At 70.0% G+C, this 24585-nt stretch carries 22 protein-coding genes; 13 read left to right on the top strand and 9 right to left on the bottom strand.

All coding sequences use genetic code 11. The features are described from left to right. Positions 1 to 192: 192 nt before the first annotated feature. From F4561_RS07915 to F4561_RS07890, 6 genes are all read left to right on the top strand, one after another. On the top strand, positions 193 to 1083 hold the full coding sequence (locus F4561_RS07915) for a TIGR01777 family oxidoreductase (RefSeq protein ID WP_184576217.1): 891 nt from the start codon (positions 193 to 195) through the stop codon (positions 1081 to 1083). 75 nt (positions 1084 to 1158) lie between these two features. Then, positions 1159 to 1875 carry a lipoyl(octanoyl) transferase LipB gene (gene lipB / locus F4561_RS07910; protein WP_184576215.1) on the top strand — a complete coding sequence of 239 codons (717 nt, stop codon included), beginning with the start codon at positions 1159 to 1161 and terminating at the stop codon, positions 1873 to 1875. Between the two features lie 65 nt (positions 1876 to 1940). After that, complete coding sequence (gene lipA, locus F4561_RS07905) at positions 1941 to 2894, top strand: lipoyl synthase (RefSeq protein WP_184576213.1); 954 nt, start codon at positions 1941 to 1943, stop codon at positions 2892 to 2894. A 400-nt stretch (positions 2895 to 3294) separates the two neighbouring features. Next, on the top strand, positions 3295 to 4584 hold the full coding sequence (locus F4561_RS07900) for a C2 family cysteine protease (RefSeq protein ID WP_184576211.1): 1290 nt from the start codon (positions 3295 to 3297) through the stop codon (positions 4582 to 4584). Between the two features lie 26 nt (positions 4585 to 4610). Further along, positions 4611 to 5060 (top strand): hypothetical protein, encoded by a 450-nt coding sequence (locus F4561_RS07895; RefSeq protein ID WP_184576209.1) that lies wholly within the window; start codon positions 4611 to 4613, stop codon positions 5058 to 5060. 123 nt (positions 5061 to 5183) lie between these two features. Then, positions 5184 to 5921, top strand: coding sequence for a DUF4191 domain-containing protein (locus F4561_RS07890; protein ID WP_184576207.1), 738 nt, complete (start codon positions 5184 to 5186; stop codon positions 5919 to 5921). A gap of 59 nt (positions 5922 to 5980) precedes the next feature. Here F4561_RS07890 and F4561_RS07885 read toward each other — a convergent pair whose 3' ends face one another. Continuing rightward, a complete protein-coding gene (locus F4561_RS07885; RefSeq protein WP_184576205.1) occupies positions 5981 to 6421 on the bottom strand; it encodes an RDD family protein in 441 nt (146 codons plus the stop codon). A gap of 262 nt (positions 6422 to 6683) precedes the next feature. Here F4561_RS07885 and glnA point away from each other — a divergent pair, with 262 nt between their 5' ends. Both glnA and F4561_RS07875 read left to right on the top strand, forming a co-directional pair. Then, positions 6684 to 8108: a type I glutamate--ammonia ligase gene (gene glnA / locus F4561_RS07880; RefSeq protein ID WP_184576203.1), complete on the top strand. Its 1425-nt coding sequence runs from the start codon at positions 6684 to 6686 to the stop codon at positions 8106 to 8108. Positions 8109 to 8865: 757 nt separating this feature from the next. Continuing rightward, a complete protein-coding gene (locus F4561_RS07875) occupies positions 8866 to 11877 on the top strand; it encodes a bifunctional [glutamine synthetase] adenylyltransferase/[glutamine synthetase]-adenylyl-L-tyrosine phosphorylase (RefSeq protein WP_184576201.1) in 3012 nt (1003 codons plus the stop codon). A gap of 53 nt (positions 11878 to 11930) precedes the next feature. Here F4561_RS07875 and F4561_RS07870 read toward each other — a convergent pair whose 3' ends face one another. The 3 genes from F4561_RS07870 to F4561_RS07860 all read right to left on the bottom strand — a co-directional run bounded on the left by F4561_RS07870 (position 11931) and on the right by F4561_RS07860 (position 14928). Beyond that, positions 11931 to 12269 (bottom strand): hypothetical protein, encoded by a 339-nt coding sequence (locus F4561_RS07870; RefSeq protein WP_184576199.1) that lies wholly within the window; start codon positions 12267 to 12269, stop codon positions 11931 to 11933. Positions 12270 to 12375: 106 nt separating this feature from the next. Then, entirely contained in the window at positions 12376 to 13038 is a 663-nt protein-coding gene (locus tag F4561_RS07865; RefSeq protein ID WP_184576197.1) for a COG1361 family protein, read from the bottom strand. Between the two features lie 135 nt (positions 13039 to 13173). After that, entirely contained in the window at positions 13174 to 14928 is a 1755-nt protein-coding gene (locus F4561_RS07860) for an NAD+ synthase (RefSeq protein WP_312885183.1), read from the bottom strand. Between the two features lie 213 nt (positions 14929 to 15141). On the opposite strand from F4561_RS07860, the gene F4561_RS07855 reads away from it, so the two are divergent. Further along, on the top strand, positions 15142 to 16503 hold the full coding sequence (locus F4561_RS07855; RefSeq protein WP_184576195.1) for a glutamine synthetase family protein: 1362 nt from the start codon (positions 15142 to 15144) through the stop codon (positions 16501 to 16503). Between the two features lie 40 nt (positions 16504 to 16543). Here F4561_RS07855 and F4561_RS07850 read toward each other — a convergent pair whose 3' ends face one another. Both F4561_RS07850 and F4561_RS07845 read right to left on the bottom strand, forming a co-directional pair. Further along, positions 16544 to 17137: a TetR/AcrR family transcriptional regulator gene (locus F4561_RS07850; RefSeq protein ID WP_184576193.1), complete on the bottom strand. Its 594-nt coding sequence runs from the start codon at positions 17135 to 17137 to the stop codon at positions 16544 to 16546. A 5-nt stretch (positions 17138 to 17142) separates the two neighbouring features. Beyond that, positions 17143 to 18771, bottom strand: a complete 1629-nt coding sequence (locus F4561_RS07845; RefSeq protein WP_184576191.1) for an MFS transporter — start codon at positions 18769 to 18771, stop codon at positions 17143 to 17145. Between the two features lie 330 nt (positions 18772 to 19101). Here F4561_RS07845 and panB point away from each other — a divergent pair, with 330 nt between their 5' ends. Together panB and F4561_RS07835 are read left to right on the top strand one after the other, a co-directional pair. Further along, positions 19102 to 19941 (top strand): 3-methyl-2-oxobutanoate hydroxymethyltransferase, encoded by an 840-nt coding sequence (panB, locus tag F4561_RS07840; RefSeq protein WP_184576189.1) that lies wholly within the window; start codon positions 19102 to 19104, stop codon positions 19939 to 19941. A 133-nt stretch (positions 19942 to 20074) separates the two neighbouring features. Continuing rightward, positions 20075 to 21115: an LLM class F420-dependent oxidoreductase gene (locus tag F4561_RS07835; protein WP_184576187.1), complete on the top strand. Its 1041-nt coding sequence runs from the start codon at positions 20075 to 20077 to the stop codon at positions 21113 to 21115. 147 nt (positions 21116 to 21262) lie between these two features. Here F4561_RS07835 and npdG read toward each other — a convergent pair whose 3' ends face one another. Beyond that, positions 21263 to 21943: an NADPH-dependent F420 reductase gene (gene npdG, locus F4561_RS07830; protein ID WP_184576185.1), complete on the bottom strand. Its 681-nt coding sequence runs from the start codon at positions 21941 to 21943 to the stop codon at positions 21263 to 21265. 84 nt (positions 21944 to 22027) lie between these two features. On the opposite strand from npdG, the gene F4561_RS07825 reads away from it, so the two are divergent. Further along, positions 22028 to 22627, top strand: a complete 600-nt coding sequence (locus F4561_RS07825; RefSeq protein WP_184576183.1) for a hypothetical protein — start codon at positions 22028 to 22030, stop codon at positions 22625 to 22627. Between the two features lie 36 nt (positions 22628 to 22663). On the opposite strand, the gene F4561_RS07820 is transcribed toward F4561_RS07825, so the two are convergent. Beyond that, on the bottom strand, positions 22664 to 22858 hold the full coding sequence (locus F4561_RS07820; protein ID WP_184576181.1) for a hypothetical protein: 195 nt from the start codon (positions 22856 to 22858) through the stop codon (positions 22664 to 22666). 114 nt (positions 22859 to 22972) lie between these two features. Between F4561_RS07820 and map the strand changes: the two genes are divergently transcribed. Continuing rightward, positions 22973 to 23824 carry a type I methionyl aminopeptidase gene (map, locus tag F4561_RS07815; protein ID WP_221445402.1) on the top strand — a complete coding sequence of 284 codons (852 nt, stop codon included), beginning with the start codon at positions 22973 to 22975 and terminating at the stop codon, positions 23822 to 23824. A gap of 16 nt (positions 23825 to 23840) precedes the next feature. Here the strand turns inward: map and F4561_RS07810 are convergent, their stop codons facing one another. After that, positions 23841 to 24479 carry a TetR/AcrR family transcriptional regulator C-terminal domain-containing protein gene (locus F4561_RS07810; protein ID WP_184576177.1) on the bottom strand — a complete coding sequence of 213 codons (639 nt, stop codon included), beginning with the start codon at positions 24477 to 24479 and terminating at the stop codon, positions 23841 to 23843. Positions 24480 to 24585: the final 106 nt, after the last annotated feature.

The raw sequence follows: 24585 nt of genomic DNA, 5'->3' as shown, positions 1-24585 counted from the left end.
TTCGGTGCGAACGGTGGCGCCCACGCGCGCCACCGCCGGTATCCCCGGACGGGCCGGGGGATCCCGTGTCCCAATTCCATAATCGACTGCCGGGGCCCCGCGGCGCAGGCGTTCCGGACAAGTAGGGCCGACTATTTCCACGGCGTTCCGGTGGGCAGGCATCATTGTGGTGCCGATGGATAGGTGGCGGACATGTCAATCGCGATCACAGGGGCGTCCGGACTGGTCGGGACGGAGCTGAGCCGCTCGCTCACGGCCGATGGTCAGGACGTACTACGTTTCGTACGGCGTCCGGCTCGGGACATGGCCGAGGTCCAGTGGGATCCCGACAAGGGCTACGTCGACACCGAGCGGCTCAGCGGGGTGGACGCCGTGGTGCACCTCGCCGGCGAACCCGTGGGGCCGGCACGGTGGACAGCGACCCGCAAACGCCGGATCTGGGACAGCCGCGTCCGGGGGACGCGCACCCTTGCCACCGCCCTCGCGGCCATGGACACGCCGCCGCCGCGCCTGCTCTCGGGCTCGGCCGTCGGATTCTACGGCGCCACCGGCCCCGGACCCGCTGACGAGCAGGCACCGGCGGGATCGGGCTTCCTTGCCGACCTCGTCACCGCGTGGGAGGAGGCGGCCGCCCCCGCCCGGGATGCCGGGATCTCGGTGGCGTACCTGCGCAGCGCGAACGTGCTGGCGCGCTCGGGCGGGTTGCTGGGCTTCTCGCTCCCGATGTTCCGGCTGGGGCTCGGCGCCAGGCTGGGATCCGGGCGCCAGTACATGAGCTGGATCTCGCTGCCCGACGAGGTCGGTGCCATCCGCTTCCTGCTGGACCATCCCGATCTCGAAGGTCCGTTCAACCTGTGCGCGCCTAACCCGGTGAGCAACGCCGCGTTCACCGCGGCCGTCGCGCGCACGGTGCGCCGCCCGGCGGTGTTGGCGGTTCCGGGGTTCGCGCTGCGGGCCGTCCTCGCGGACTTCGCCGACGAGGGTGTCCTGATCGACCAGCGCGCGCACCCCGACCGGCTGCGCAAGGCCGGGTACGCCTTCGAGCACGCCGATCTCCAGGCGGCACTGCGGGATCTGCTGTAGTCCGGGGGCCGGAGCACCAGCGTGGTGCCCTACGCAACACTGCCCAACCGCCCGGGCACGCGTAAGGTGGGATGTATGAGTGAGCTTTCCTTCACTTGGCTGGGCGACTCCCCCGTCCCCTACCAACAGGGATGGGACCTGCAGAAACGGCTCCACCAGGGCCGCGTCGCCGGCCGGGTTCCCGACACGGTTCTGCTGCTGCAGCACGAGCCGGTCTACACCGCCGGAAAGCGCACCGGTCGGTGGGACCGTCCGTTGGCGGACGTGGGGGCCCCCGTCTACGACATCGACCGCGGAGGCAAGCTCACCTGGCACGGTCCCGGCCAGCTCACCGTGTACCCGATCGTGCGGCTTCCCGACCCCGTCGACGTCGTCGGCTATGTCCGCCTGCTGGAGGACGCGGTCATCCGCACCATCGCGGAGTTCGGGCTCACCGGTAAGCGCGTCGAGGGGCGGACCGGTGTGTGGCTCGACGCGGACCCCGATAACGGCCGGCCGGAGCGCAAGATCGCCGCCATCGGCTGCCGGATCGCCCGCGGGGTAGGTATGCACGGGTACGCGCTGAACTGCGACAATGATGTGTCCTGGTTTGACCGGATCGTGCCGTGCGGGATCACCGATGCCGGGGTCACCACGCTCTCGTTGGAGCTGGGGCGCGACGTCACCGTGGCCGAGGTCGTGCCGCTCACCGAACGGCACCTGGCCGACGTGCTCGGCGCTACCAGCTTCCGCCGCACCGACGCCGTACCCGAGGTCGACGAGCCCGAGGCCGCGGAGCTCGCCGGGGCGTGACCCGCTAACCGGCAGCCGAGCACGAGGAATCCCCAGGCGGGGACGAGAAGAGAAAGGGGCCCGCGTTGACCGTCGCTCCCGAGGGGCGCAGGATGCTGCGCGTCGAGGAACGCAACAGCCAGACGCCGATCGAGCGCAAGCCGTCCTGGATCAAGATCAAGGCGCACATGGGCCCGGAGTACACCGAGCTGCGCAACCTGGTCCAGCGCGAGGGCCTGCACACCGTGTGCCAGGAGGCGGGGTGCCCGAACATCTACGAATGCTGGGAGGACCGCGAGGCGACCTTCCTCATCGGCGGCGACCAGTGCACCCGCCGGTGCGACTTCTGCCAGATCGCCACCGGTAAGCCCAGCCCGCTCGACCAGCTCGAACCGCTCAAGGTCGCCGAGTCGGTGCGCAAGATGGAGCTGCGCTACGCCACGGTCACCGGCGTCGCCCGCGACGACCTGGAGGACGGCGGGGCATGGCTGTACGCCGAGACCGTGCGCCAGATCCACCACCTGAACCAGCAGACCGGGGTCGAGCTGCTCATCCCGGACTTCGACGCCAAGCCCGACCAGCTCGCCGAGGTGTTCGGCTCCCGTCCGGAGGTCCTGGCACACAACGTTGAGACGGTCCCGCGGGTCTTCCGCCGCATCCGGCCGGGATTTCGCTACGAGCGATCGCTGGAGGTCATCACCCGGGCGCGCGAGGAGGGCCTGGTGACCAAGTCCAACCTGATCCTCGGCATGGGCGAGGAACGGCACGAGATCAGCGAGACCATGCGCGACCTGCACGAGGCCGGTTGCGACCTGCTGACCATCACCCAGTACCTGCGGCCGTCCAAGCTGCACCACCCGGTCGACCGCTGGGTCAAGCCCGAGGAGTTCGTCGAGCTCGACGAGGAGGCCAAGGAGATCGGGTTCGCCGGGGTCATGTCCGGCCCGCTGGTGCGGTCCTCCTACCGGGCGGGCCGGCTGTACAACCAGGCCGTAGAGAAGCGCACCGCGGAGTCGGCCGGGGCCGGCACCGAGGAGTGAACGGTCGGTGTGCGGGCGGGCGCCCACACACCGACCGGACGGGGCTCCCCGGCGGAACGGCCGAAATCGGCCACCATTCCGCCGGGGAGCCCTGTTGCGTGTTCCGCCGCCTACCGCGCCGCGGTGGGACCGGGCCCGGTCCCACCGGACTCCTGTGGGCGTGCCCGCGCGGTTTTCCATTCGCGCCATGACCGAGCCCGCGGCCACCGGCCCAACCGACCCCCGAGGTGTGGCCCCGGTAGCGCGAGCCGCGGGGTGAAGTTGCTTGGGCTCGGACGGGTCACTGGAGCCTCCAGCATGTACGCTGCATCCGCTCCGTCGTTCCCCATCCCCCGACAGGGCGGCACAGATGACGCCTTACGTAGCACCAAGCCACGACGCCCCCGCGTCCCGACATACGGTGCCACGCGCCCTCTCCCAACGTCGCTTCCATGACCGGGGCGCTGGTTTCGCGGAGTATGCCGCCGCCATCCTGCTGGTCGCCGCTGTCGCCTCCGTAGTGCTCGCCAGCGGGGTCGGCACCACGGTCAGGAACTACCTCGAGGACGCCATCTGCAAGGCGTTACCGGACGGCTGCGAGGACCGGGAGCCATCCGGGAACCCCTCGTCCACCACGGGTGGAGGTAACTCCGACGACTCGGATGACGGGGCGTCGACACCGGGCGGCGACGAGAACGACCCGGACCGCCCCAGCGACGAGGAGCTGGAGGCCGTCGAGGACGACATCGCGGATATCCGCGACCATCTCAACGGCAACTGGTTCACCAACCTGCTCTCCTCCGACCCCGAGGATGTCATGGCGGACATGTCAGCCGCCGAGCTGAACGCACTGTTCTGGAGCCTGTCCGAGGACGAGATCGAGGAGCTCCTCTCCGACGACAGTGTCCGTGACCTCACGCTGCGCAACGCCGACCTCGACACACTGCGCCGTATCCAGAACATCGACCCCGACCTGGTCGGCCCCGACTTCGACGACACCGACGGCGCCAAGGAAGCCAAGCAGGACGACGACATCGACCACGATCTCGACTACGCCGAGGTCGAGGATGGTCAGCTCTACGGCGACAACGGGGAGATCAGCTCCGACGACATCGACCAGGGCAGCCTGAACAACTGCTGGTGGCTCGCGGGCATCGGAGCGGTCGCCGACCAGAACCCCGAGATGATCAAGGACATGATCTCCGAGAATGACAACGGCACCTACACCGTCACCTTCGCCGACGGAGAAGAGGTCGTCGTCACCCCGGACATCGTCGTCGACTCCTCCGGTAACGCCGAGTTCTCCGACCCGGGCAGCGACGCGGTCATGTGGCCCGCCATCCTGGAAAAGGCGCACGCCGAGCGCGAAGGCGGCTACGGTGAGACCGAGTGGGGCCTCGCCAGCGACTCCATGGAGTTGGTCACCGGAAACGACGTCGAGGAGGTCCCCGCAGGCGACGTCACCGAAGGCCAGCTCAACGACTGGCTCACCGGTGACGACCCGCACGCGGTCACGCTCTTCACCCTCGGAGAGGACAAGGACAACAAGCACGAGGACCTGGTCAACAACCACTTCTACATTGTGGAGAGCGTCGAGGACGGCCAGGTCGAGCTGTACAACCCCTGGGGCGGCGCGGGCGATCACGAGACGATCAGCATCGAAGAGCTCAACGCGAACACCAGGCAGGTCGACGCCGCCCCGATCAGCTAGGGAGCGACACGGAAGAGAACCCACCAATGGCCACCAACCCCACAGCGCGCCCATGGCACGCCGCACTGCTCTGCGCCGTCCTGCTCGTCTCCGCATGCGGTAACCAGGACGAACCCACCGACACCTCCGCCATGGAGTCCGCGGGCACCGACACCCCCACCTACGACCCCTCGCCCGAACCCGATCCCGACGGTGAGACCGCGCTCATCATCCAGACCCAACAAAGCACCGTCAACGGCCTGCGCATCGGCGTGGTCTCCACAAGCGACGGCGAGGCCACCCTCTCCATCGGCGGTGGCCCCGGCATCGACGAGGACTCCCCCGAAGAGGTCACCGGCACGGCGGGTGACACCGTCACCCTGGACAACGACTACACCGTGGCCTTCGAGGAGATCGAGAACTCCGACCCGGACGCGGCTGAGGACGGCGCCGGTGGCAATGGGTCGGTGAAACTCACCGTCACCCCGCCGGACTGACCGGATTACTCGTTGTCCCACACGTGCCGGGCGCCCGAGTAGCCCACAACGTGATCAAGCTGAAACGGCGGCCCCCGGCCGCCGTTTCACGTTTCCCAACCGGGGACTCGTATCCTTGGGAATATGGCCAAGCAGCCCAAGGACACCAAGAACGCCCCCGCCGCTGACGCCAAGGGCGCGGGCGGCGAGAAGAAGGCACCCGGCAGGATCAAGCAGATCGGCTTGGTGGCCAAGGTCGTGCACCAGCAGAGCCCGAAGAGCATCCCGATCGCCGTGGGTGTCGCGCTCCTCGTGCTCGCTCTGGCCGTACTGGGGGGACTCCTCACCGGCACCCTGCTCTACTGGATCGCCATGGGCGTTCCGATCGCGTTCCTGGCCGGGTTCGTGGTCTTCACCCGCTCGGCGCAGCGGATCCAGTACAAGATGCTCGAAGGCCAGCTCGGCGGGGGCATGGCCGTGCTGGAGAACATGCGCGGCAACTGGACCGTCGAACCAGGGGTCACCGGCAGCCGGCAGATGGACGTCGTACACCGCGTCGTCGGCCGTCCGGGAGTGATCCTGGTTGGCGAAGGGGCGCCGGACCGGCTGCGCGGCCTGATCGCCAGTGAGAAGAAACGGGTGGCGCGGGTCGCCTACAACACGCCGATCTACGACCTGCAGGTCGGCAACGGCGAGGGGCAGGTCCAGATCTCCAAGCTGCAGCGGAGCCTCACGAAGCTGCCGCGCAACCTGAACAAGGCAGAGACCTCCGAGCTCAGGTACCGGCTCAAGGCACTGCCCGCCTCCATGCAGATGCCCAAGGGCCCCATGCCCAAGGGCGCGAAGATGCCGAAGGGGCCCAAGCCGCAGAAGGGGAGCTGACCAGCCCTCCGGGAAAGCGCGGGAACGGCCCGCGCGGGTCCGGGACGCCTCGGGGCGGGTCAGTACCGGCGGGTGACTGTGCCCGCGGCCCGATCGTGCAGGCCGCGCTGGTCGCGGTCGTGGATGAGCGCCGGGATGACCAGGCAGAGCAGGACCGTGCGCACGACCATGGCGATCGGCCACGGCAGGGCGCGTTCTCCCGTCATGGCGACTCCGATTCCCGCGATCCGTTTGCCCACGGTCGTGCCGATCAGGATGAGCAGTACGATGTTCAGCGCCGCGAAGATCAGCAGCGCGGAACTCGAAGTGGCCGAGGAGTCGGGGCCGGTCAGCCCGCCAGTGATGGCCTGCGCGATTGCCAGGCTGAGCAGCCAGTCGAGCAGCACGCCGACGAAACGCCGCCCGAACCCCGGAACCGAACCCGTTCCGCTCTCGGGCATGCCCAGGCGGTTGCCCCGGTAACGGAACTCCGTGTCGCTCGCGGCGCCGTTGTCTCCCATGCGACCACGGTATCGGGGCCGTGCGCGGTTGCTTCCCCGGTGTCGCGGGTCCGGCTATCCGATTCGCACGAATCTTTGGCAACGCACGCTGGGCAGGGAAAACCTCCACCCCTGTAACACGCGCGAAACATTGGAGACATGGCTGGGAAACGGCCTGCTCCTACCGTCGTTGACGTGGCCGAGAGGTGACGTGCCGGAGCCGTTCGCCCGAAACAGCGGACGGCGTTCCGCGTTACCTCTGACATCTGCACGGAGGTACAACTTGTTCAGCAGCGCCGAAGAGCTTCTGGCCTTCACCCGGAACGAGGACGTCAAGTTTCTTGACGTCCGGTTCACCGACCTGTTCGGGTCAACACACCATTTCACGCTCCCCATCGAGCACGTCGACGCCGGAACGTTCGACGAAGGCCTGATGTTCGACGGCTCCTCCATCCGGGGGTTCCAGGCCATCCACGAATCGGACATGCTGCTGCTGCCGGACTTCAGCACGGCCGTGCTGGACAAGTTCCGTGAGCACAAGACGCTGAACCTCACCTTCTTCGTGCACGACCCGTTCACCCGGGAGTCCTACAGCCGCGACCCGCGCAACGTCGCGCGCAAGGCCGAGGCGTACCTCAAGGGCTCCGGTATCGCCGACACCGTGTTCTTCGGTCCCGAGGCCGAGTTCTACATCTTCGACGACGTCCGGTTCCAGACCCAGGAGAACGCGAGCTTCTACTACATCGACTCCGTCGAGGGCGCCTGGAACACCGGCACCCAGAACGGCGGGTCGAACCTGGGCTACCGCCCCCGCTACAAGGGTGGCTACTTCCCCGTCGAGCCGGTCGACCACTACAGCGACCTCCGCTCCACGATGGTGCGCAACCTGATCGAGGCCGACATCGACGTCGAGATCCAGCACCACGAGGTCGGCACCGCGGGCCAGGCCGAGATCGACTTCAAGTTCGACACCATGCTCAAGAGCGCCGACACCGTGCAGCTCTACAAGTACATCGTGAAGAACACGGCCTACGCTGCCGACAAGTCGGTCACCTTCATGCCCAAGCCCGTATTCGGGGACAACGGCTCGGGCATGCACTGCCACCAGAGCCTGTGGAAGGACGGCGAGCCGCTGTTCTTCGACGAGTCGGGCTACGCCCAGCTCTCCGACACCGCGCGCTTCTACATCGGCGGGCTCCTCAAGCACGCGCCCGCGCTGCTGGCGCTGTCCAACCCGACGGTGAACTCCTACCACCGCCTGGTTCCGGGCTACGAGGCCCCGATCAACCTGGTGTACTCGCAGCGCAACCGGTCCGCCTGCATCCGCATCCCGCTCACCGGCGACAACCCCAAGGCCAAGCGCCTGGAGTTCCGGGTGCCGGACCCGTCGGCCAACCCCTACCTCGCGTTCTCCGCGATGCTGATGGCGGGCATTGACGGCATCAAGAACAAGATCGAGCCGCCGGAGCCGGTCGACAAGGACCTCTACGAGCTGCCGCCCGCCGAGGCCACCTCGATCCAGACGGTTCCCGCCTCACTCGACGAGGCGCTCGACGCCCTGGAGAAGGACCACGAGTTCCTGCTCGAAGGCGGCGTCTTCACCGAGGACCTGCTCGAGACCTACATCGAGTACAAGCGCACCGAGGAGATCGACTCCCTGCGGCTGCGCCCGCACCCGCGCGAGTTCGAGCTCTACTACGACTGCTAGTAGCACCTCGTTCGGTGCCTGGGGGCATGGGGCTGGGCGTTGATCGTGCGGATTTCGGTCCTTCAGGGCGCTGGTGGGATGTCGGGGGCGGGCGAGGACGGTGTGGGCCCGCCCCCGGTAATCGCTACGGGTGCCCGATGGCGGCGCACCCGAGGGGGCAGCGACGAAGGCGGTGGTGGGCCCGCCCCTGGTGATCGCTACGGGTGCCCGGTGGTGGCGCTACCCGACGGGAGCAGCGACGGTCCGCCGGTTCTGCGGGACTCATCCCTTTGCGGGCGTCAGTGCTCCCGCCCGGCGGCGGGACGCATCGAGGGTGTCTGTGCGGACATTCTCGGCGCTGAGGATGTCCGCACGGTCACCTTCGATGGGGAACGGCGCGGTGTGGGGCCGGTTTCCGCCCCGAGAACGCCCGCACCACCCCCGTTACACGCACCACCGGCGGGCACCCGTACCGATACCCCGGGGGCTGGCCCGCCCGGTGTCTTCGTTGCTGCTTTCGTCGGGGCCACCGCCCTCGGGCACCAGAACCGACCACCGCAGGCCAGCCCACCCACCGTCCTCGCCACTGTTGTCGGGCCGCGCGCATGCGGGTGGCAGAACCCCGAAACTCGACCGCGCTGCGAAGAAACGAAACCCGCAAGATCACCGATGAGCGGGGCCCGCTTCACGAGCGGCACGCCAAAGCCGGGGTCCGCGCCGCCAAGGGACCGGCCGACGGGCTACGGTGATTGGCGTGGTGGCTCGGGATGGTTTCACGATGACAGCGGGCGAGCTCGCGCGGCGCGGGTTCGGCGACAGCGACCGGGCGGCGAGCCTACTGCGGGCCGCGGGAATCTCCGTCGAGCGGCACGGCCGGATCATCGACGAGCTCGGCCGGGCCGCGGACCCCGACCTGGCCCTGCTGGGCCTCACCCGGCTGCTGGAGAACGATCCCGCTCCCGACGAGCTGCGCGACGCCCTGCGCGAGGATCCCGACCTGCGCAGCCGGCTGGTCCGGGTACTCGGCGCGAGCGCGGCGCTCACCGACCACCTCGTGGTCCACCCCGGCGACTGGCACGAGCTGCGCGGCCCCGATGCGACGCGCGCACCCGGCGCGGCCGAGCTGCGCGCCGGCATGATGCACACGGTGGGCGCCGACCCCAACGCGACCGCGCCCGCGGCCACCCTCGCCCACGACGCCGCCAAGGGGCCCGAGCACAACCTGCGCGTCGCCTACCGCCGCCGGGTTCTCCGGCTGGCCGGGCGCGACCTCACCGGCTCCGGCGACCTCGACACCACCTCCGCCGAGCTCGCCAACCTGGCCGCGGCGACCCTTGACGCCGCGCTGGCGGTCGCCCGTGCGCGGCACCCCGAGGACGCGGCGCTGTGCCGGCTCGCCGTCATCGGCATGGGCAAGTGCGGCGGGCGGGAGCTCAACTACGTCAGCGACGTCGATGTCGTCTTTGTCGCCGAGCCAACCGAGGACGCCGACGAGCAGGCCGCCATGCGCGCCGCCGCCCGGCTCGCGTCGGTCATGATGCGCATCCCCGCCGAGACCGAGGACGGGGGCCGGCTCTGGGAGGTCGACGCCGGGCTGCGCCCAGAGGGCAAGAACGGCCCGCTGGTACGCCCGCTGTCCGGGCACCTGAGCTACTACGAGCGCTGGGCGAAGAACTGGGAGTTCCAGGCACTGCTGAAGGCCCGGCCGATCGCCGGCGATGCCGAGCTGGGCGCCGCCTACGCCGCGGCGATCACCCCGATCGTGTGGGCCTCCGTCAACCGGCCGAACTTCGTGGATGAGGTCCAGAGCATGCGCCGGCGGGTCGAGGCGCACCTGCCTCCGGACGGCGCCGACCGCGAGATCAAGCTGGGTCCCGGCGGGCTGCGCGACATCGAGTTCTCCGTGCAACTGCTGCAGCTCGTGCACGGCCGCAGCGACCCCAGCCTGCGCTCTGGCAATACCCTGGAGGCGCTGGAGGCACTGTCGGCGGGGGGCTACGTCGGCCGGGAGGACGCCGCCGGGCTGTCCGCCGCCTACCGGTTCCTGCGCCGGGTCGAACACCTGCTCCAGCTGCACCGGCTGCGCCGGACCCACCTGCTGCCCGGAACGGACTCCGCGGACGGCGCGGCCCAACTGCGCCGGCTCGGGCGCGCCATGGGGTTCACCGCCGACCCGGTCAGCGAGCTGATCGCGGAGTGGCGGCGGGTGGCCGCCGAGGTGCGGCGGCTGCACGAGAAGCTGTTCTACCGGCCGCTGCTGCACGCGGTGGCGCGGCTGCCCGGCGAGGAGGCCCGGCTCACCCCGGAGCAGGCCGGCGACCGCCTTGAGGCGCTGGGGTTCGACGACCCCGCGGGCGCACTGCGCCACCTTGAGGCGCTCACCAGCGGGGTGTCCCGGCGCGCGGCCATCCAGCGCACGCTGCTGCCGGTGATGCTCGGCTGGTTCTCCGAGGCCCCGCGGCCCGACGCCGGTCTTCTCGGGTTCCGCCAGGTCAGCGAGGCGCTGGGCACGACGCCGTGGTACCTGCGGCTGCTGCGCGATGACATCCGGGTGGCCGAGCGCATGGCGTGGCTGCTGGGCACCAGCCGCTACGCCACCGACCTGCTGCTGCGCGCCCCCGAGGCGGTGGCCACTCTCGCCAACGACGAGGACCTGGTCCGGCGGCCCGCCTCAGGGCTCGCGGCCGAGGCCAGCGCCGCGCTGCGGCGGCACGGGACGGCGGAGAACTCCGTGGCCGCGGTGCGCGCACTGCGCCGGCGCGAGCTGCTCCGGACCGCCGCCGCCGACCTGCTGGGGATCGCCGACATCGACGAGGTGGGCGACGCGCTCACCACCGTCGCGGCGGTGACGATCGAGGCCGCGCTGCGTACTGCCCGCCAGCGCGTGGCGGAGGAGTCGGGTGCCGAGCCGTGCACCCGGATGTGCGTGATCGCCATGGGGCGTTTCGGCGGTAACGAGATCACCTACGCCAGCGACGCCGACGTGATGTTCGTGCACGACCCGGTGCCCGGAGCCGAGCCCGCCAAGGCCAGTGGCGAGGCGAACGCCGTGGTGCGGGAGCTGCGCCGGCTGCTGGAGATGCCGGCCGCCGACCCGCCACTGCGCATGGACGCCGACCTGCGCCCAGAGGGCAAGAACGGCCCGCTGGTGCGCTCCCTGGACTCCTACGCGGCCTACTACCGCCGTTGGTCCTCGACCTGGGAGAGCCAGGCCCTGCTGCGCGCGGCACCAGTGGCCGGCGACATCGGCCTGAGGGAACGGTTCGTCGAGCTGGTCGACCCCCTCCGGTACCCGGCGGGCGGCGTGACCGAGTCCGCGGTGCGCGAGATCCGCCGGCTCAAGGCGCGCATGGAGGCCGAACGGCTACCGCGCGGCGCCGATCCCACGCTGCACACCAAGCTGGGCCGCGGCGGGCTTTCCGATGTGGAGTGGGTCGTGCAACTGACCCAGATGCGGCACGCGCACGAAATTCCCGCACTGCGCACCACGGGCACCCTCGGCGCGCTGCGGGTTGCCACGGAGGAAGAGCTGATCACGGCGGAGGACGCCGAGGTTCTGCGGGCCGCCTGGCGCCTGGCCTCGCGGGTCCGCGGGGCCATCATGCTCGTTCGCGGGAAGGGCGGCGACTCCATACCTACTGACCTGCGCGAACGAGCCGCGCTGGCGGGCGCCTTGGGGTACCGCAGCGACGACGAGAGCGAGGGTCCCAGCGGGCGCCTCCTGCAGGACTACCGGCGGGCCACCCGGCGCGCCCGCGCGGTGATGGAGCGGCTGTTCTACGACGACTGAGGCAACGCCCCCGGCGGCGCGGACCGCCGGGGGTGCCACGGGCGCGGCCGGGGCTACCAGAAGACCGCGATCCCGACGTTGAGGATGGCCAGGGCACCCGCTGTGGCGGCGAGTCCGGTGGTCGGCTTGCGCACGTCGAGCAGCGCGACCACGGCCACCACCAGCGCGACGAGCAGCTTCACGCCGATCTTGAAGTGGTTGATCTCGGCCTCGGCGCCCATCTCGGCCACCCCCACCAGAAGCAGCCCCGTGACGAGCTGGAGCAGGGAGCTGTGCAGGATCGACTTGGGCGCCTTGGCGCTCTCGGTCATGAGCTGCATCAAAAAGCCGCTCAGAATGCCGGCCATACCGAGCAGATGCAGGAAGACAAGGGAGGAGTAGAGGAATTCCATGCCCGCACGTTACTACGATTTGTAGTAACCGCGGCGCCCGGGACGGGGAACGCCGGTGCCGCGGCACCGACCGCACCGCGGCGGCTGGGGCCCAGGCGTCCGGTGCTCAGTGGCGGCCCGCCGGCCGGTACCGCCACTGGGCGACCAGGGCCGCCACGATGGAGGCGATGACTACACCGAGCACCACTGCCACACCGGCGATCTTAGCCGGCGAGAGCCTGCTCTCCTGTGCGACGGGGGCGGGCTTGGACTCGGTGGGCGACCGCGCGTCGAGCAGGCTGGCGTCGGTGGCGCAGACAACGGGCGGGCTCTGCGCCGTGATCTGCGCGCAGGCGGTCGTCGCGAGGCGCCACTCGTCCCCCGCGTCCTCGCCGACCCGGACGCGCAGCTCGCGCTGGACCGCCTCGCCGGGCGCGAGGTTGACCTCCCAGCCGACGAACCCGTCGGACTGTTCCGCCGCGTCACCCGCCGAGACCACCTCCAACTGCTCGGGAAGGCTCTGGGACAGGGTGGCGCCGCGCACCGCGTGGTCACCGTCGTTGGCCAGGCTGAGGGTGTACTCGATCTCCTCGCCCGCCGCCAGCCGGTTGGCCTCCCCGTTGAGATCGATCGACAGCGCCGGGGGGCCGGTCTCGGGGACTCCTTCCTTACCGCCGTCCTGCGCCGTGGCCGGCGGGGCGAGCGCGCCGGCCACGATGATCACCCCCGCCAGTACCGATCCCAGCGCGCAGCGCTCCAGGGTAGAAGTGACGCTCTCGCCCACGACCATCAGCTCCCCCTCAGACGCGACATCGTCCCAATTGCGGACGCCCGGATCCAGGTAACTACGAGTACCTGGTCAAATACGGGTAGTGACACGCAGGAGAGCCGAAAACCACCTATCCCACAACCGGGAGCGCTGCGCTCACGGCGTCCAGCGGTTGGTGATCGGCAGTCGCCGGTCGCGGCTGAGGTTGCGCGAACTGATCTTGGGACCGGGCGGGTACTGCCGCCGCTTGTACTCCGCGCGGTCGACCAGCGTGATCACCCGCTCGACCAGCGCGGGGTCGAACCCGGCCGCGGTGAGCTCGCGCAGCCCCCGGTCGGTACCAATGTAGGCGTCGAGCAGCGTGTCGAGCAGGTCGTAGTCGGGCAGCGTGTCGGTGTCGTACTGGCCGGGGCGCAGCTCCGCGCTCGGCGGCTTGGAGATGGAGCCCTCCGGGATGGGCGGTGCCTCCCCCGTGCTCTCCGCATGGGCGTTGCGCCACCGCGCCAGCTCCCACACCAGGGTCTTCCAGCAGTCCTTGATGGGGGCGTAGCCGCCGACCGAGTCGCCGTAGAGGGTGGAGTACCCGGTGGCCAGCTCGCTCTTGTTCCCGGTGGCCAGCACCAGGTGGCCCTCCTCGTTCGACAGGCTCATCACCAGCGTCCCGCGCACCCGGGCCTGCAGGTTCTCCGCCGCCACTCCGCTGACCTCAAGGGCGTTCTCGAAGGCGTCGACCACGGGCTGGACCTGCACCGTGCGGCCGTTGACGCCCTGCCGCCGTACCAGCTCCTCGGCGTCGGACACCGAGTGGTCGCTGGAGTACTTGCTGGGGAGCAGCAGGCCGTGCACGTTGCCGGCGCCCAGCGCGTCCACGGCGATGGTCGCGGTAACCGCGGAGTCGATCCCGCCCGACAGGGCTATCAGGGCCGAGGAGAAACCGTTCTTCGCGGCGTAGTCGCGCAGCCCGGTGACCAGGGCCCGGTATACCTCCCCGACGTCGGAGGTGGGGTCCGGGCGCGGGGCCACCACCGGCTCAAGCGGCGGGTACGACGCGAAGACGTCCGCGGAGGCGGTGTACCGGACGACCCGAATCCCGCTCTCAGGGACGGTCGGCGGCTCGTCCTGCGCGGCCTCGGGCAGGCGCAGGTCGGTGACGAGCAGCGTGTCCTCGAACCGCGGGGCACGCGCCACCAGCTCGCCGGTGGAGTCGACGATCAGCGAGTCGCCCTCGAAGATCAGCTCGTCCTGCGCGCCGCTCATGTTCACGTAGCCGACCGGGATACCGATCTCGCGCGCGCGGCGCTGGCACAGCTCCAGCCGGACGTTGTCCTTCTCGCGCTCGTAGGGGGAGCCGTTGATGGTGACCAGCATGCCGGCCTGCGCCTCGCGCGCGGCGGCGACGGGTCCGCCCTCCTGCCAGAGGTCCTCGCACACCGCAAAGGCGACGTCCACACCGCCCACCCGCACCACGGGCAGGACGTCGCCGGGCACGAAGTTCCGGAACTCGTCGAACACCCCGTAGTTGGGGAGGTGGTGCTTTGCCGAGACGACCCGGACCCCGCCCTGGTGCAGCAGCGCCGCGGAGTTCTGCGGCGCGCCGGCGGGCTGCCCGAAGCGCGCACCCAGGCCCTCGCGGCGGTTCAGGAAGCCCGCCACGACCGGGATGTCGCCCAGCCCTTCGTCGGCGAGCCGCTCGGCCAGCTCGTGCGTCGCCTTGATCGAGGCGGAGACGAACGAGTTGCGCAGAGCCAGGTCCTCCACGGGGTAGCCGGTGACAACCATCTCGGGGAACACCACGAGATGCGCTCCCGCCTCGGATGCCTCCCGTGTCCGCTCGACCACGATCCCGCTGTTGCCGGCCAGATCGCCTACTGTGGGGTTTACCTGCGCCATCGCGATTCTCAGTTGAGCCACACCTCGAGGATAGTCGCCAGCCCTGACCTGGGCTGCGCCGCATAGGGTGCGGGCAACGCGCGATGTGCCAGAGTCCGACGTGAGGGGCGCGACCCCCTCAGCCCGGCGACGTTAATGCGGCGGAAATCTCGGCACGGCAGACTGGAAGGTACAAAGGTGTCGAGGCCACGCACAGCGGCCCGGGCATGCAGGTCAACGCAAGGAAGGTGGGCCGTGAATCGACAGCAGGAATTCGTGCTCCGGACCCTGGAGGAGCGCGATATCCGGTTCGTCCGGCTGTGGTTCACCGATGTGCTCGGGTACCTCAAGTCGGTCGCAGTCGCGCCAGCGGAGCTGGAAGCCGCGTTCACCGAGGGCATCGGGTTCGACGGGTCCGCGATCGAAGGGTTCGCCCGGGTGTACGAGGCCGACATGCTGGCCCAGCCCGACCCCTCGACGTTCCAGGTTCTCCCGTGGCGCAACGAGCCGCACGGGACGGCGCGGATGTACTGCGACATCCTGATGCCCGACGGCTCTCCCAGCTACGCCGACCCGCGCCACGTGCTCAAGCGGCAGCTCAGCAAGGCCTCCGATCTCGGGTTCACGTTCTACACCCACCCCGAGATCGAGTTCTACCTGCTGAAGAAGATGCCGGGGGAAGGCGAGGTCCCGGAGCCCAACGACTCCGGCGGGTACTTCGACCACACCCCGCACAACAGCGCGCACGACTTCCGGCGCAACGCCATCAACATGCTTGAGGCCATGGGCATCTCGGTGGAGTTCAGCCACCACGAGGGCGGCCCGGGCCAGCAGGAGATCGACCTGCGCTACGCCGACGCTCTGACCACCGCCGACAACATCATGACGTTCCGTCTGGTGATGAAGGAAGTGGCCATGGAGCAGGGCGTCTACGCCACGTTCATGCCCAAGCCCTTCACCGACCACCCGGGCTCCGGCATGCACACGCACATGTCGCTGTTCGAGGGCGACGCCAACGCCTTCCACGAGCCGGGCGCCGAGTACCAGATGTCCAAGGTCGGCCGGGGCTTCATCGCCGGGCTGCTGCGGCACTCCGCCGAGATCACAGCGGTGTGCAACCAGTGGGTCAACTCCTATAAGCGGCTCTGGGACAACGCCGCCGCCTCCGCGGGAGCGGGCGGCGAGGCACCGGCCTACGTGTGCTGGGGGCACAACAACCGTTCGGCCCTGGTGCGGGTTCCGATGTACAAGCCCACCAAGAGCAACTCCAGCCGGATCGAGTTCCGCTCGGTCGACACCGCGTGCAACCCCTACCTCGCCTACGCCGCGATCCTCGCGGCCGGACTCAAGGGGATCGAGGAGGGCTACGAGCTGCCGCCCGGCGCCGAGGACGACGTCTGGGCGCTCACCGACTCCGAGCGCCGCGCGTTGGGCATCTCACCGCTGCCGCAGAGCCTCGACGAGGCCATCCGCGCCCTGGAAGGCAGCGAGCTGATGGCCGACACTCTCGGCGAGCACGTCTTCGACTTCTTCCTGCGCAACAAAAAGGCCGAGTGGGAGTCCTACCGCCGCCAGGTCACCCAGTACGAGCTGCAACGGTACCTGCCCACGCTCTAGAGGGCACGCGCGTGACCGGGCCGGACGCCTTTCGGCCCGGTTACGCGCCGGCCGCGGTCCTGGCACCGTCGAGGACGGTGTCGACGAGGCGCTCGGCGTAGGCACGGTGCGAACCAGCGGGTTCCGAGCCCCGGCCGGCCAGGGCTCCGCCGACGAGCATCCGCTGCACGACGGCGGGTTCCAGCCCGGGGCGCAGCTCGCCCGAGGCGATGCCGCGGCGCAGTACCGCGTGGATGGCCTCCTCGCGCGGGGCGAAGACGGTGCGTTTGATCCGGTCGATGATCTCGGGGTGGGTGTCGCTGAGCAGCAGGCCGCGGATCGCCATGTCGAGCGGACTGTCCATGTCGCGGCAGATCTGCGTCACGAGCTCCACGAGGTCGTCGCGGACGGACTCGTTCCCCACCTCGGGAAGCGGCGGGCGCAGCGTGGCCACGGCAGCGGTCAGCAGCTCGCCCTTGCAGCTCCAGCGCCGGTAGATGGTCGCCTTGCCCACGCCCGCCCGCGCCGCGATTGCCTCGACCGAGACGTCGGCGAGGTTCTTCTGCTCGGCCAGCAGCTCCAGCGCCGCTTTCAGGATCGCGTCGTTGGCCCGCTGGCTGCGAGGGCGCCCCGGTGGGTGCAGGGAGGTGTCCATCGGGCTCACTTCCTCCGGCCGGTGGGGATCGCTTCCTGGCGGTTCCGCCGCGCTTCCCGCCCGGCCGCGCCCTCGGCCTCCCTCTGTCCGTCCTCCTGGTGGGAGGCATCCTGGTCCTCGGGCCGGGGGTTGCGCCGGGGCAGCCAGATCAGCACGATGACCATGCATACCATCCCGGTCACGAACGAGCAGAGCGCGGCGAGGTGCATTCCGGACAGGAACGCCTCCTTCGCCGGGGCCACCAGTGCGGTGCCCTCCTCACCCAGCCGGCGGGCGACGGCCATTGTCCCCTCGATGGACTCCCCACCCGAGCGGCGCATGCCGGCGGGCAGCCCGGCCAGGTGCGGGTCGATCCCGGACCGGTAGACCATGGAGATCAGGGCGCCGAGCACGGCCACGCCCATGGCGGTCGATACCTGGCGGACCGTGTTCTGCACCGCCGAGGCCGCGCCCGCCTGTTCCCTGGGCACCGACGCCATGATCGACTCGGTCGCCGGCGGCATCACCATCGCCATTCCTGTGCCCTGCACGAAGAACGCGACCTCGATCATCCACACCGGGGTGTTGGTGTCCAGGAACGCGTAGGAGCCCAGCGCACCGGAGGCCAGCAGGATGCCGACGGTGGCGATGAGCCTGGGCCCGAACCGCGCCACCAGGTGCGGCGCCAGCGGCGCGACGACCAGTTGCGCCACGGCGAGCGGCAGCACCAGCAGGCCCGCCTGGAGAGGGCTGAACTCGCGCACGCTCTGCCAGTAGAAGTTCATGAAGAACAGCACGCCGGACATGGCGAAGAACATCATCATGATCGTGACGATGGCCACGCTCAGCCGCGCGCTGCGGAACAACCGGACGTTGAGGGCCGGGTTCTCGGTACGTGCCTCGTGCAGCACGAACACGATGAGGACGGCCAGCCCGCCCAGGATGCTCCCGTACACCCCGGGACTGGCCAGCGAGCTCTGCTCCCCCGCCCTGATGATTCCGTAGGCCAGCAGGACCAGTCCGACGATGGAGAGCAGCACCCCCGCCGGGTCCAGCCTGCCGGGCGTCTCGTTGCGCGACTCCGGAACCAGGACGGCCAGGAGCACCAGGCCGATGCCCACGATGGGCACGTTGATCAGGAAGACCGACCCCCACCAGAAGTTGGCCAGCAGCAGCCCGCCCAGGGGTGGCCCGATTCCCAGGGCGAGGCCGACCGCACCCGCCCAGACCCCGATCGCCCGCCCTCGTTCCTCGGCGCTGAAGACGTTGGTGATGATGGCGAGGGTCTGCGGCATGACGGCCGCCCCGCCCAGTCCCATGAAGGCGCGCGCCAAGATGAGCTGCTCCGGGCTTTGGGCGTAGGCGGAAACCAGGGAGGCGAGGCCGAAGAGCGCCAGTCCGAACATCAGCATGCGCTTGCGCCCGACCCGGTCCCCGATGACACCGCAGGTGAACAGCATCCCGGCGAAAACGAGGGAGTAGGAGTTGATCGCCCAGGCGAGCTGGCTCTGGCTCGCGCCGAGCCCCTCGTTGGGATCGGAGATCACGCGGAGCGCGACGTTCAGGATGGAGTGGTCCAACACCACGATGAGCAGGCTGGTGATGAGCACGGCCAGGATGACCCAGCGCCGCCGGTGCACGGTCTCGCGATCCACGAACCCTCCAAGGCTCACTGCGGTGCGTCGCTACCCAATCCAATACGGAACAGTTCCGTTTCGCAACTGCTTTTCGCGCCGCGCGTCCACCCGGTGTAACCCCGCGCCCCACCGGTCGCATCCCGGTTCCGCGGTCGTTTCCGGCTCCTGGGAAAAGGGCCCTGACCCCGCGGAATGCGCACGGCCCGGAGAACGGTTGTCCCTCGGCGGAACAGCCATGACGCCCGCGTGCGATGATTGGCCCCACCGGCTGGCCATGCCGCCGGGCCCGTTACCTACACACGTCCGGGGACGCCCACTGCGGCGCCACGAGACATTGGAGGAACGCAGATGACCATGTCCACATCCAGCACCGCCCTCTACGGCGGCACGTCGAGCCGGCGGATCACGGTCCGCGACATCGCGCGCGCGAAACGGGACGGCGAGCGCTGGCCGATGCTGACCGCCTACGACGCCCTCACCGCCCGCGTCTTCGACCAGGCCGGCATCCCGGTACTGCTCGTCGGCGACTCGGCCGCGATGGTTGTCTACGGCTATGACTCGACCGTCCCCGTCACCGTCGACGACCTGGTTCCCCTCACCGCCGCCGTCGCCCGTTCGACCAGCCGGTCGATGGTCGTGGCCGATCTCCCCTTCGGTTCCTACCAGGGCTCTGCCGAGCAGGCCCTGGACGCCGCCGCGCGGTTCATGAAGGAGGGCGGCGCCCACGCGGTCAAGCTTGAGGGCGGCCACCGGATCACCCACCAGGTCGAGACGCTGGTCGCGGCGGGAATCCCGGTGATGGGCCACATCGGGCTCACCCCGCAGTCGGTGCACACCCTGGGCGGCTACCGGGTCCAGGGGCGCGGTGACGACGCGGCCGCCCTGCTCTCCGACGCCAAGGAGCTCGAACGCGCCGGCGCGTTCTCGGTCGTCCTGGAGTGCGTGCCCACCGGCGTCGCGGCAGAGATCACCGAGCAGCTCACCATCCCCACGATCGGCATCGGAGCCGGGGCGCGAACCGACGCCCAGGTGCTGGTCTGGCAGGACATGGCCGGGCTGAGCCCGCACGTGGCCAAGTTCGTCAAGACCTACGCCAACCTCACCGAGACACTCTCGGACGCGACCAAGGCGTTCGCCGACGAGGTCGTCGCGGGCAGTTTCCCCGGCGAGGAGCACTCCTACTTCTGATCCCGCGTGCGCGGCAGCGGCGCGTGCCCTCCGGGCGGGGCCGCCCGGAGGGCACCACCCGGCCTCGCCACCGAACTCCTACTCGGTAGTAGAGTTCGGGATTGACCGGGAGCGTTGACACGACGGAGGCACGATGCGCATCTCCACGCCGCTGCAGTACGCCGGTGACCCGAAGCAGGCCGTTGACCAGGTCGCCGAGCTGGAGAAGGCGGGACTGGACACCGTGTGGGTAGCCGAGGCCTACGGGTTCGACAGTCCGACGCTCATGGGATACATCGCCGCCCGGACCGAGCGTGTGCACATCGGCGCCGCCATCCTCCCGCTGTACTCCCGGACCCCCACGCTCATCGCGCAGACCGCCGCCGGGCTGGACTACCTCTCCGACGGCCGCGCCGTCCTCGGCCTCGGCGCCAGCGGACCTCAGGTCATCGAGGGCTGGCACGGCGTCCCCTACGACAGGCCGCTCACGCGCACGCGCGAGATCGTCGAGATCTGCCGCAAGATCTGGGCGCGCGAGGAGCGGCTCACCCACGAGGGCAAGGTCTTCACCCTGCCGCTGCCGCCCGAGCAGGGAACCGGCCTGGGCAAACCGCTGAAGATCATCAACCACCCGGTCCGCAGTGAGGTGCCGATCTACCTGGCCTCCCTGGGCGAGAAGAACGTCGCGCTCACGGCCGAGATCGCCGACGGCTGGCTGCCGATCTTCTTCATCCCGGAGAAGGCCGGCGAGGTCTGGGGCGACTCCCTGGCCGCGGGCCGTGCCAAGCGCGACCCCGCGCTCGGCGAGCTGGAGATCTCCGCGGGCGGTCTCCTCGCGATCGGTGAGGGCCCCGAGACGAAGAAGGTGCTCGACCTCGTCCGCCCGCAGATCGCCCTGTACGTGGGCGGCATGGGCGCCAAGGGCAAGAACTTCTACAACACGCTGGCCCGCCGCTACGGCTACGAGGAGGCCGCCGACCGGATCCAGGACCTCTACCTGGACGGGAAGAAGGACGAGGCCGCGGCGGCGGTCCCGGACGAGATGGTCGAGCTGACCAACCTCGTCGGCCCCGAGTCCTACGTGCGCGAGCGCGTCGAGGCGTTCCGCGCGGCCGGCGTGACCCAGCTCAACGTCACACCCGTGGGCCAGGACCCGGTCGCGCTGATCGAGAAGGTCAAGAGCTGGGTGAGCTAGCCGGACCAGAGGGACACACGCGCGTGGTCACGCACGCGACGAGGGCAGCGCGGGCGGCGGTGGTCCGGGCGTGACGTTCGGCGCCTTCCGGCACCGCGCGGCCCGGCCACCGCTCCCCCGCGCGGCGCCGTACCGGCGGATGGGGTCTCAGACGTCGGTGATGCGGATGCCGGCGTGGGCCTTGTAGCGGCGGTTGACGGCGATCAGGTTGGCGGTCATCGCCTCCACTTGGTGGGCGTTGCGCAACCGGCCGGCGTAGAGGCCGCGGAAGCCGGGGATCCGGGCGGCCAGGCCGCGCACGACGTCGGTGGCGTCGCGGTCGTCCCCGAGCACCAGGATGTCCAGGTCGACCTTGTCGACCTCGGGGTCGAGCAGGGTTACCGCCGAGACGTGATGGAACGCCCCGACTACCCGGCTGCGCGGCAGCACCGCCTCGGCCTGCTGCGCGGCACTGCCCTCCTCGACCACCAGCGGGTAGGGGCCTTTCTTGTCGAAGCCCAGCGGGTTCACGCAGTCGACGACGATCTTGCCCGCTAGGGGCTCCTCCAGCGACCCGAGAAGCTCCTTGTGGCCCTCCCAGGGGACAGCGACGATAACGACGTCCCCGCGCTCCGCCGCTCCCACGTTGTCGAGCCCGCCTACCCCCAGGTCAGAGCCCAGGTCCGCTGCGGCGGCCTGTGCGCGCTCCGCGCTGCGCGAGCCGATGGTCACCTCGTGGCCGGCGAGCGCGAACCGCCGGGCCAGACCGCGCCCCTGGTCGCCAGTGCCACCCAGGACGGCGATGGACAGTCCCGCGACATCCGGGACCTCGTGTGGTGAAACTGCCATGACCCCGATCCTTCCAGATCGTTCTGCGGACAGGCGTGCCCGGACCAGCAAAGCGCACGCGCGAAGCGGCCCGAGTCAGGCACCATGGGTCGGGTGGAAGCTCGTCACGTGCTGGCCCTGCGCCAGATCCTGGCATCGACATCATGGCTGCAACGCGTGGAGGACCTCGCCCGTTCCCTGCGCCACACGCGCTCCCCGGGCGGGCTGATGCTCGTCGGCACGCCCGACGACGAACCGTGGCACCTGGCCGCCCACCTCAGCGACGAGAGCCGCTACGCCGGACTGCCCCAGCTCGCGCCGAACCTGGTGCGCTGGTCCCCGCCGCCCGGTGCCCCGCCGCACCTCAGCATCGACCTGGACCGGCTCGCCGAGGCGCGGCGCGGCGACACGCTCTTCGTCGTGAACCCGGCGGAGGAGGCCCCGGCCCCGCTCCTGGAACGGGTCGATGACGCACGACGCACCGGGACCACCATCCTCGCCCTCGACCGGGGCGACCGGGACCTCGCCTCCCTCGCCCACGACGCGATCAGCCTGCCCGCCGGCGACGCCCCGCTGACCTTCGACGGACTACAGCACCTCGTCAGCAGCGCGGCCGGGCAGCAGGAGGACTCCCGCCGGCCCCGGCTACGCGATCGGGTGTCGCGATTCCTCGACGTGGTCAGCGGCCCGCGGAGCCCGGGCTAGCGGACGCGGCGGCGCCGGCCGCGCGGAACCGTGCCGTTATATGTCCTTATCGTCCTGGTCCCACGCCTCATTGCGTTCCGCCACTGTGCGCAGCGCCTCGACCGCCGCCGCCTCGTCGGGGTAGGGGCCGAGCCGGTACTTGTTCGGGCATCCGGGGCCCTGCTCCGCCCGGCTGTGTCTCAGGCAGTACCACCACTGGTTCTCGGTGCTCGGCTGCTCCTGGTCTCCCATCGTCTTCCCTCCGTGGATCGTGCGGTCTCCACGTGCGTGCACGGGCCTCTTACCCGCGCACCGGCCATGGAACGCGGATCGTTGAGTGGTGCCGACGAACTACACTCCATGGTCATGACTACTCCGCTGGTTCCCGGGCGCATCTCGCCACCACGTTCGGTCCCGTCGCACATCACGCGGCCGGAGTACGTCGGGAAGAAGCACCCGGTCGAGGGGGTCTCCGGCGACCTCCAGAGCCCCGAGACCATCGAGGCTATGCGGGCCGCCGGCCAGATCGCCGCCCAGGCCCTGCGCGAGGTGGGCCGGCACGTCGAACCCGGCGTGACCACCGACGAGCTCGACCGCGTCGGCCACGAGTTCCTCTGCGACCACGGCGCCTACCCGAGCACTCTGGGGTACAAGGGATACCCCAAGTCCCTGTGCTCATCGTTGAACGAAGTCATCTGCCACGGTATCCCCGACGACACCGTCGTCTCCGACGGAGACATCCTCAATATCGACATCACCGCCTACATCCACGGGGTGCACGGCGACACCAACATGACCTTCCTCGCGGGCGACGCCGAAGAGGAGTCCCGGCTTCTGGTGGAGCGCACGCACGAGGCCATGATGCGCGCCATCAAGGCCTGCCGTCCGGGACGCCAGATCAACGTCATCGGCCGCGTCATCGAGTCCTACGCCAAGCGCTTCGGCTACGGCGTGGTGCGCGACTTCACCGGTCACGGTGTCGGCCCGGAGTTCCACTCCGGGCTGGCCGTTCCGCACTACGACGACCCGCGGGCGACCACCATCATGCAGCCGGGGATGACGTTCACGATCGAGCCGATGATCACGCTGGGCACGGTCGACTACGACGTCTGGGACGACGGGTGGACCGCGGTGACCGCCGACCGCAAGCGCACCGCGCAGTTCGAGCACACCCTCGTCATCACCGACGACTCCGCGGAGATCCTCACCCTGCCGTAGTGCGGCGGCGCGACGCTCACGGGTCCCGCCCGAGGTCCGACGGCGGCCCGTGCAGGTGGTCGCAGCCGTCGAGCATCGCCGCCAGGCCGACCTCGAAGTGGTCGTCGATCGTTGTGGCGTCCGCTGCCTCGGCGAGGACGTTGTAGTCCGGTGCGCCAGGATCGGGCTTGCGGCTGCGTGTCTGTGCTCCCAGCCGGACGGTGGCCAGGCTGAGCGCGTGGCCGATCGTGAGTTCGCGCAGGCTGCGCGAGACCCGCAACGCGTCACCCGGTGTGAACCCCGCGGCGGTGAACACCTCGATCATGCGCACGCCCGTATCGATCGACGCCTGGGACCGGACCGGACGGGTGGCGAACGTCGCCACCGCGTTCGGGTGAGCCAACAGGACGTCACGCAGGGCGTAGCTGTACCGCTCGGCGACCGCCCGCCAACCCTCCTCCCACGGCAGGGCGTCGGTCTCGATCTCGTCGAAGATCGCCTCGGCCACGGCGTCGAACACGTCTTCCTGATCGCGGAAGTGGCGGTATACCGCCATGGGGTCGACGCCCAAGCGCGCGCCGAGCTTGCGCATGGAAAACGCGGCGATGCCATTCTCGTCGATCAGCTCCAGGGCCGCCGCGGCGATCGCGGCGCGTGTCAGTCCTGCTCGCGGCACTGCTCCAGCTCCTTCAGCGGCCCGGTCAGGCGTTCGGCGAACGCGACCGGGGAGTCCGGATACTCCGTCCCATTCCAGCATCACGACCCGCGTTAGTCTACGCTGT

This window comes from Lipingzhangella halophila (assembly GCF_014203805.1).
GTDB lineage: Bacteria > Actinomycetota > Actinomycetes > Streptosporangiales > Streptosporangiaceae > Lipingzhangella > Lipingzhangella halophila.
Note: the sequence above shows the minus strand (reverse complement) of the source record. Positions and strands in the feature narration are given on the sequence as shown.